This window comes from Clostridia bacterium, assembly GCA_036562685.1.
GTDB lineage: Bacteria > Bacillota > Clostridia > Christensenellales > DUVY01 > DUVY01.
Map to the genome: position 1 here is coordinate 1 of DATCJR010000015.1, position 9772 is coordinate 9772.

At 35.6% G+C, this 9772-nt stretch carries 4 protein-coding genes; 1 reads left to right on the forward strand and 3 read right to left on the reverse strand.

From position 1 onward, the window contains the following. Positions 1-44 precede the first annotated feature (44 nt). The gene (locus VIL26_00655) at positions 45-860 is read right to left on the reverse strand and encodes an SDR family NAD(P)-dependent oxidoreductase (protein HEY8389456.1); all 816 of its coding nucleotides are present in this window, start codon (positions 858-860) and stop codon (positions 45-47) included. Positions 861-1266: 406 nt separating this feature from the next. On the opposite strand from VIL26_00655, the gene VIL26_00660 reads away from it, so the two are divergent. Further along, on the forward strand, positions 1267-3960 hold the full coding sequence (locus VIL26_00660; GenBank protein HEY8389457.1) for a calcium-translocating P-type ATPase, PMCA-type: 2694 nt from the start codon (positions 1267-1269) through the stop codon (positions 3958-3960). Positions 3961-4063: 103 nt separating this feature from the next. Here the strand turns inward: VIL26_00660 and VIL26_00665 are convergent, their stop codons facing one another. Further along, positions 4064-6499: a glycosyl transferase gene (locus tag VIL26_00665; protein HEY8389458.1), complete on the reverse strand. Its 2436-nt coding sequence runs from the start codon at positions 6497-6499 to the stop codon at positions 4064-4066. A gap of 9 nt (positions 6500-6508) precedes the next feature. Further along, positions 6509-9424, reverse strand: a complete 2916-nt coding sequence (locus VIL26_00670) for a glycosyl transferase (GenBank protein ID HEY8389459.1) — start codon at positions 9422-9424, stop codon at positions 6509-6511. Positions 9425-9772: the final 348 nt, after the last annotated feature.

Here is a 9772-nt window from a genome sequence, read left to right on the forward strand (position 1 = left end):
ATAAAAAATCCAAGTTTTTTTTGAACTTGGATTTTTAATTAATATTAGACTCTGGCATTTCCATTGCCGTTATTGTCTTGCTTATACATATACTTTATTACACCGACAGATGCTTTTTGAGGCAGGACTCTGCTTATAGCATACTGAACCTTGTTTTTAAATCCAACTACGCATATTATGTCAGGGCGTTTTTTATGAGCTTGATTGTATATAGCTTCGGCGACTTTTTGAGCATTTAAGCCTTGCTGTTCGATTGCCGCCAAAGTTTGTGTAGCATTGTTAAGATTTTGTATCTGTTCTCCGTCTGAATAAATTTTTCGCTTTTGAGTAAATTCTGTACGCACTCCACCTGGAACAATAGAGGTGGCGTAAATATTATATTGATTTAGTTCTATATTAAGTTCGGTTACATAAGCATCCAATGCTGCTTTTGATGAGCTGTAATATGCTTCAAAGGGTACAGGCAATTCGCCAGCTAACGAGCTTACAAAAAGCAGTTTTCCTTTATTATGGGCTTTCATTACAGGAGTAACCGCTCTTACAAATTCAGCGGCCCCAAACATATTAACTTCAAACAGATAACTATAGTCTTCTCTTGTGGTTTTGTCTGCAGGAGCAGCAATCGAAATACCGGCGCAATAAATGCCTATATCAATTTTTCCGTATTCAGATAATATTTTTTCTACAGCGTCAGTAATGGTCTTAGGATTGGAAACATCAACTGTAAAATTGGTAACGCCGGCAACAGGGCATTGTGTTCTTGAACCATTAAAAACAATGGCTTTTTCGTTTATAAATTTTTTAACAGTTTCTAGTCCTATACCAGAAGAACCGCCCAAAACAAAAACAACTTCAGACATAAAAAACACCTCAATAAGATTATTGTTAATATTATTAATTATCCTTCATATAATTATTATCACTTGCGAAAAAAAGAAAATAATGATATTTTAATTATATTAATTGTGAGGAGGAATATAAAAAAATTAATTATTTTTTTTAGCATTAGGGCATATTAATATGTGAAATTACGAAGATAAGAGTTTTTTAAACTTATAAACATCATAAAATCTTCGTTCAAAAAAAAGCCCTTTTTTTGATTGTTCAGGACTTTTGATAAAAGGGAGTAGTCACCGCTTTAATAAAATATTTAGCGGACAATATGCCGTCAACACAAAGAATTCTGATCTTTCGGTATATAGATTATTTGGCAAGACTTTTATCTGTTGACACATCTCGGTCAACTGTCATAACACGGAGGAAATAATGGCGTATTATAACCAAGAAATTGACGAAGTATTAAATCAGCTTAAAACTTCGGCATCAGGTCTAACTGATGAAGAAGCAGAAGCTAGACTAAAGCAATACGGTCCTAATATTTTGTCAGAAGAAAAGAAAGAAGGATTATTTATCAAATTTATCAAGCAGTTAATTAATCCTATGATAATTGTATTGATAGTGGCTGCTGTCATTTCAGGTCTTTTGAAAGAAATCATTGATATGGTAGTTATTTTGAGCGTGGTTTTGCTTAATGCCATAATGAGTACAATTCAAGAAGGCAAGGCAGAAGAAGCTATAGCCAAATTAAAGAGTATGGCTACACCATATACTGCAGTTATTCGTAATGGCGTAGTTAAAATGGTGCCTTCAAGCACGCTTGTGCCTGGCGACATTATGCAGATAACGGCAGGAGATGTTATAGCGGCTGACGCAAGAATTATTAAAGCTAACAGCTTGATGGCAGAAGAATCAGCCCTTACAGGTGAGTCTGCGCCAGTAGAGAAAAATACAGATACTATTAAAAGTGATAAGGTTATTGTAGGCGACAGAAAAAATATGTTGTTTACAACAGACAAAATCACTTATGGAACAGGTTTGGCTGTAGTCACTGCTACGGGAATGAAAACCGAAATTGGTAACATAGCCAATATTTTGAAAGAAACCAAAGCAGAAGAAACTCCGCTTCAAAGACGAATGAATGAAATAAGCGGTATTTTGACGATAGCTATTTTGATAATTTGCTTGGTTATCTTTGGCGTTAATATTCTGATGGCGTACATTAGTTCTCATCAGATGAACTTTGCTACATTTATAGAATTTTTCACTTTGTCAGTAAGTATTGCAGTTGCAGCAATACCAGAAGGTTTGCCGGCGGTAGTAACATTAGTTTTGGCTCTAGGAGTTCAAAAGATGGCAAGAAAAAATGCCATAGTCAGAAAGATGAATGCAGTAGAAACTTTGGGTTGCGTTCAATATATATGTTCGGATAAAACAGGTACATTGACCCAAAACAAAATGACGGTAAAAAAGAATTATTTTGACGGAAAAATGCAGCCCACGCTATTGCCTTCTAACAGCACATCGGATTTGTTTTTGAAATGTCTGATGCTGTGCAATGACTCTGTTTTGGAAGGAGAAAGAGGAGATCCTACTGAGTTAGCATTAATTAAGCTTGGCGCAGAAAACGGTCTAAAGCAAGATGATATCAACAACTTATATCCTAGAGTGTTTGAATTGCCTTTTGATTCTGAAAGAAAGCTTATGACAACCGTCAACCAAATGGAAAAAGGTCTTATGGTGTTTACAAAGGGTGCGGTTGATAATATGCTTAAGATTTGCACTCATATTCAAATAGGCGATAATATTCTACCTTTGACTCAGGAACATAAAGAAAATATTCTTAATGCCAACAAAGAAATGGCAAGTTCAGCTTTGAGAATGCTGGGTGCTGCATATAAACCTATTCAGAAAATTCCTACCGAAGAAGACAAAGACGAATTGGAACAAAAGCTTATTTTCCTAGGGCTTACAGGTATGCAGGATCCGCCCAGACCGGAGGCAAAAGAATCCATAAAAATCTGTAAAAAGGCTGGCATTAAGGTCGTAATGATAACAGGCGATCATAAAGATACCGCCGTTGCCATTGCTCAAGAACTTAATATAATTCAAAATGAAAAATACGCTATTACAGGTGATGAGCTTGACAAATTAAGCGATGAAGAATTGAAAGATAAAGTCAATTACTTTAGAGTTTATGCGCGTGTTTCTCCCGAACATAAGGTAAGAATAGTAAAAGCGCTTCAAGCTAATGGCAATATCGTAGCTATGACAGGTGATGGAGTAAACGACGCTCCAGCTTTGAAAACCGCTAATATCGGTGTAGGTATGGGTATTACGGGTTCAGAGGTCAGCAAAGATGTAGCTGATATGATATTGACTGATGACAACTTTGCCAGCATTGTTACTGCGGTTGAAGAAGGCAGAAGAATATATGCCAATATAAAGAAATCTACCAGATTCTTATTGTCTTGCAATGCAAGTGAAATATTGCTTTTGTTCATTGCTTCTATTATCACACTGGCTTCATCAATAACAGGCGGACCTTTGGCTGATATGGAAATTCTTCATACTGTACAGATTTTGTTTATCAATATAATTACAGATACTTTCCCTGCAATTTCCTTGGGTGCAGATAATGCAGAAGACGATATTATGTCGCAGTCGCCAAGACGATCGAATGAAAGTTTCTTTGACAAGTTTATGGTAGGCAACATTTTTATACAAGCTGCGTTTATGACAGGATTAACTTACGGTGCATATTTTATAGGCAGAGCAATAGGTCATGGCGATGCTAAGGAAACTGCGGCAACAATGGCGTTTGCAACGTTGTCCTTATTACAGTTGTTCCATTGTCTTAACATACATAAAGAAAGAAAGACCATATTTGGAAAAAATCTATTTGGCAACAAAATGCTTATAATTAGTATCGCTTCATTAATTGTCTTTACAGTATTGATAATATCAATTGCTCCAGTCGCAGCAGTAATAAGAAGCGTTCCTTTGAATCTAACTGAATGGCTAGTTGTATTCGGTATGTCGATTGCAATAATACCTGTAGTTGAGGTTATGAAAGTCATCAGCAGAGCTATTTGGAAAGTTAAAATAGAAAAGGTTTATTAACTAAAAAATTAAGAATAGAATAAAAGAAAAAAGTCCTAAATTACTTTAGGGCTTTTTTCTTAGGGTGGAGAATGAGGGTTTTTTTGGAAAGAAAATTAACTTGTTATCCTTCCAATTGTGCTGTTATATGATGAGTTTTTTTGTCTTTAAAGCTAGGCACTATATTGCCTTCTATAATTTTTCCATCTACAATAAGATGTTTTATACCTTTAGAAATTCCGTTAGGATTTTTTATAATTATTTCATAAGTTGCGTTTTGATATTGTCTTATTACTTTATATTCTTTTAATGAAGACGGAATGCAAGGATCAATCTTAAGTCCGTCATAATCAGGCACAATTCCAAGTATGCCTTGTGATATAGCCACAAAGTTCCAAGACGCTGTACCTGTAAGCCATGAGTTTTTGGCTTGCCCGAAGTTTTTTGCATCACGACCTGCAATCATTTGAGAATAAACATAAGGTTCTGTTTTGTGAATGTCACTTATTTCTTCCAAATAAGCAGGGCAGATGCGCTTATAGCATTCAAATGCATTATCTCCTCGGCCTATTGCAGCTTCGCCCATCATAATCCAAGGGTTATTATGGCAGAACACCGCTGCATTTTCCTTGTATCCAGGCGGATAAGAAGATATTTCACCAAGATTTATATAATATTTTTTATATGCCGGCTGAACCAAAACAAAACCGTATTGTGTTGCAAGATGTTTCCAAGCACTATCCAAAGCCTTTTTGGGCATATCTTTGTCAGCCCCTATTAACGCCATAGCGCCAAAGCCTTGTGTCTCGATAAATATCTTGCCTTCTTCGCATTCATTAGAACCAACAGGTTTTGAGAATGCGTCATAAGCACGCAAGTACCATTCGCCGTCCCAGCCGTAAGTTTCCACTGCTTTTTCTAATTTTGACAGATGTTCTTTAACATATGCTTCGTCTTCTTTTAGACCGTATTTTTGGCAAAGTCTTTGATAATCCTTGCCTACATAAACGGCTATGCATGCGATCAGCACGCTTTCTGCAACATTGCTTTCGTAATTGCTTGTTGTTTGAAAACTCTCATCTGGATTGGTTGAAAAACAGTTGAGATTAAGACAATCGTTCCAATCCGCTCTACCTATTAAAGGAAGATTATGAGGGCCTAAATTTTCTACTACCTTTTTAAATGAGCGCTTTAGGTGTTCATGCAAAGGTGTAGCAAGATCAGGATTGTTTTCATAAGGAACAAGTTCTTCTAATATGCCGTAATCTGCAGTTTCTCTGATATATGCGCATACCGCCAAAATAATCCAAAGCGGGTCATCGTTAAAGTTTCCACCAAGGTCATGATTTCCTTTTTTGGTAAGAGGCTGATATTGATGATAAGCTCCGCCGTCTCTAAGCTGGGTAGAAGCAAGGTCTATTATGCGTTCACGCGCAAAGTGCGGTATTTGATGAACAAAACCAAGCAAATCCTGTGAACTGTCTCTAAAGCCCATACCGCGGCCAATTCCGCTTTCAAAATATGATGCGCTTCTGGACATATTGAAGGTAACCATTACCTGATATTGATTCCATATGTTAACCATGCGGTTTAGTTTTTCATCATCACTGGTAAGGTTGAATTTATTAAGCAGCTCGTTCCAGAAATCTTTTAATTCGTTCAAAGCTTTTTCAACTTTATTAGAATTATTAAACTTCTTTATTAATTCCAAGGCGGGTGCTTTGTTTACCTTGCCGTCTTTAAATTTTTGATCTTCTGGAAGTTCTGCATATCCCAAAATGAATATAAAATCTTTTGATTCATTGGGCTTTAATTCAATTTCAATATAATGTGAAGCAATAGGGGACCAGCCTTGAGCAAGAGAATTGTTTGAGCTTCCTTGCGTAACAGCTTGAGGACAATCAAAACCATTATAAAGTCCCAAAAAGCTGTCTCTATCAGTATCAAATCCATTAATATCACTTATGGAAGCGTAATATGCATAGTGATTGCGGCGTTCACGATATTCAGTTATATGATAAATAACATTATCCTGAACTTCTACTTCGCCTGTTGAGAAGTTCCTCTGAAAATTAGTCATATCATCATATGCGTTCCACAAACAAAACTCTTCCAAAGTCCAAAATTTGATGTTTTTAAGTGTGCTGCCGTTATTAGTAAGCCTTATGCGCTGTATCATTGCGCTTGTGTTTAACGGAACAAAATAAAGTGCTTGTGCGGTCAAATTGTTTTTGGAAGAGGTTATGCAGGTATAGCCCAAACCATGACGGCATTCATAACTATCCAATTGGGTCTTTACCGGCTTCCATCCTGGAGACCATACAGTATCGCCGTCTTTTAGATAAATATAATTTCCACCATCGTCAATAGGAACGTTGTTATAACGATATCTGGTTATACGGCGAAGGCGTGCGTCTTTATAAAAGCTGTAACCGCCTGCTGTATTGGATATCAAAGAAAAAAAATCTTTGTTTCCTAGATAATTAATCCAAGGATAGGGTGTAGTAGGAGTAGTAATTACATATTCTTTGTTTTGATCATCAAAATATCCGTATTTCATTATGGCTCCTTATAAAAGTATCTCAATTTTTCTTAGCTTTTTATCTGAAACAAGAGGTATTGCGCCTTTATGTTCTACACCGTCTAATAAAATTTTGGTGTTTTCACCAAAACGACAAAAACCTTCCTTGCTTTTTTTGATAGATATATCATATTGACAGCCGCGTATCTTAAGTGAGATTTCGGCTTCATTCATATTTTTTAGCAATAATGGATTAAGTTCAATGCCTTCTGTGGTTACGTTGAGTCCAAACATTTCAAATATAGTCAGCGTCAACCAAGAAGCAGTACCCGAAACCATAGGACCTATATTTTCATTGGTTTCTGAGTTGTTGTATTGTGTACAAAATCTCGGATTGCCTTTTAATACAAAAGGATTTTCTAAGGTTTTGTAAGGCAAAACTCTGTTTAACATATATTCGCACAATTCGGTCAATTCTTGTGCCAATTTTTCATCTTTTACCATTTTTGCGGCTTGAAGCATAGCTGAAGTTGCCATCATGGTAGCATGTTTGAATACTCCGCCGTTTTCGCGATCTCCGGGGAAATAATGACCGCTTGCTGTACCATAAGCAAGTCTCTCTAGGTCTGCCAAAGTGTTGAGTTTGAAACCTGCTTCGGTCAAAAGATATTTTTTCAAAGGAACGAGCATTGCTCTTATTTGTTCTTCAGTAGCGGTCTTAGATAAAATTGACCAGCTAAAAGAATTTAAGAAATATGTTCCATTTATATTAGAATCGTTTGAAAGTCCATCGTTTTGAGCTCCAAGATAGGTGTATTTTCCATCCTTGTAGCGGTTTATCATAACTCTTGCAAAGAAATCGCCTTTCCAAGCCTTTTCATGCGCTCCAGTTTGAAGTCTTTTAATTAATGACTCAAGATAATCAGCGTATTCTTTGTCGTCAATTTTTTGAGCGAGTTCTAATGTGTATTGTGCTGTTATTATTAGCAAAAACAGGTTCATTACGCTTTCACATAATTCGTTTTCAAAAGGAACGCCGAATTCTTGGCCTTTTTCTTTTAATTGCAGATAATATCTTTTTTCTTTTTCAGGACCGTCTAGCCAATCGTCATCCAGTTTTAGGCAATCATTCCAGTCGCTTCTGTCTAGCAACGGGAAACCGTTTTTACCTACTGATATTTCACCGCTGTATTTGATTATTGCTTTTAATGTTTGATAAATAGTACGTGTTTTGTCGCTGCCTGCTATTTTGCATTCTTGATTTAAAAAGTCTATATCGCCTGTTAAGGTGATATATCTATATACAGCAGGGGCAAGCCATAATCCATCATCAGAACAGATTCCTGGTTCTTTTCCTTTCCAGAAGAAGTTATGATTTGTGTAACCAAACTCATATACATTGTTAGCCCATTCAGTGATCAGCTGTTTTATGAGTTTGGTATTATCCATTGCAGCCATATAATACATAGATGCATAAAGGTCTTGTATTTCTCTAAACCCAATTTCTCTAAAACCTTTTTGGGTTTGCGCAAAAGAACGAGAGACAAAGGTCTGATATAAAATCTGGAAAGGCAAGTTATTGTTAATATAAGCATTTAATGTATCGTCAGGGGTTTTGGCTTCTAGATAAGATGAGAAGTCAGAATAGAAGTTTTTTGTCTTTTCAAACATTTTGTCAAAGAAGTCAGGTTGTTGAATTTGTGTCAATAATTGGTCAACCTGAATGTCAAATAATTCATTAATATTTTCTCTAGCGAAAACCGCACCTGTATATGTATCTATTACAACTTCTTGATTTGCTTTGGCTAAAAAACTTTTGCCAAGAGCAAAGAAGCCAGGACCTTTTCTGTTGTGTTTTGAAGGTAAAACTGCAGCATATTGAGGATGTTCTAAAGAACCTTTACCCACAAAAGCTGTATAGTCTGCGCAAAAATCCTCAAAAAAAGCACCTTGGCTATATAGAGTTACGAATCGTTTGTCTTCTTGGAAATATGGCGGATAATAATGAGTTGAAAATGCGGCTAGCTTGTTGTCTTTATATACCGTTTCAGATTCCATTATAACGGTAGAATACACGACATCGTTCATAAGCGCATGATCAGCAGGTGTTCCAAACATACCTGTGAACACGATTTTTAAATTTCGATCATTTTTTGTAGTGTTATATACGCTTATTCTTTGTGCCTCAACTGCGTTAGGCAAACCTTTGATTTGAGGCAAAACAAAGATAATTCTTTTTATAATAAGGCCACATTTTGTTTTATATGTAATAATAGTATGATTTTGACTATGAACGCATTGTCCGCTTTCTATATTTTGCGTAACATCGGCAGAATAAAATATTTGCTTGCCATTTTCTAATATGTAAAATTGCCTGTTAGCAGGATTTCCGTTTTCTTCGGGACGCATATCCCATCTTGCCGCTGTGACTTGAACTGCTGAATGTGATCTAAAAGATCCTCTTCCAAGCCAATCAACAACCGCTTTGGGAGTAGTTAATAGGGGGTTGTCGTATCCTATGCGATTTCCTAATAAAAGATTGATCGAAAAATGCGGAGAGATAGGCGGTGTGGTGATGTCAATTATATGTTCGCCTTTTTCGTTGAGAGTTCCTGGAAAATTTTCTGCAGATCTTACATAATTTAAGATATCATTAGCTATATCAATAGGTAGATCTTTTTCTTGTGTTCCAGCATAATGTTTTACGGTGTTTTGATTAATTACAAAAAGGTTGTCTTGATCTTGATATTTATTAAGATACTGATTGATTTTGCTGTCGTTAAGAACAAGCATAACAACAGGGCATCTATATTTTAGTCCGCTAACTGCAACTATTTTACCACCAATTATTTCTGCATCTACTCCGCCATGCATGAGATTGGAGTCAAATTTTTTCTTGCAGATATCAAAAACAGTACCGTATTCTTTTTCAAATTCTCTTGCTGTCTGTCTTGTTAGGCTCATATTACCCTCTTCTCCTTTTGTTTTAAATCTTACTATAACGATTAAGTTTAAATTTAAAAAAAACAAAAAATAAACTAATATTTTTTGTTATTCCACCATAATTCATATGATAATATAAGTAGAATTTAATGTCAAGGTAAAAAAAGTACAAAAAAATCTAAATATTTTTAGTCAAAACCTATTGACAACTCACTTTTATAATGATATATATATTATTGAACTTAATCGTTATAGTTAATTTACTTCTCAATAATTTTATGTTAATCAAAAATAAATGACATAAGTCATTTAAATATATAGGAGGAAGATAATGAAAAAAAGGTTACCCGTTATTTTGCTAGCTTTTGT

Bases quoted from the DNA above. Each gene is read 5' to 3' on its own strand.
- VIL26_00655 (HEY8389456.1), bottom strand. From the start codon at position 860: ATGTCTGAAGTTGTTTTTGTTTTGGGCGGTTCTTCTGGTATAGGACTA.
- VIL26_00660 (HEY8389457.1), top strand. From the start codon at position 1,267: ATGGCGTATTATAACCAAGAAATTGACGAAGTATTAAATCAGCTTAAA.
- VIL26_00665 (HEY8389458.1), bottom strand. From the start codon at position 6,499: ATGAAATACGGATATTTTGATGATCAAAACAAAGAATATGTAATTACT.
- VIL26_00670 (HEY8389459.1), bottom strand. From the start codon at position 9,424: ATGAGCCTAACAAGACAGACAGCAAGAGAATTTGAAAAAGAATACGGT.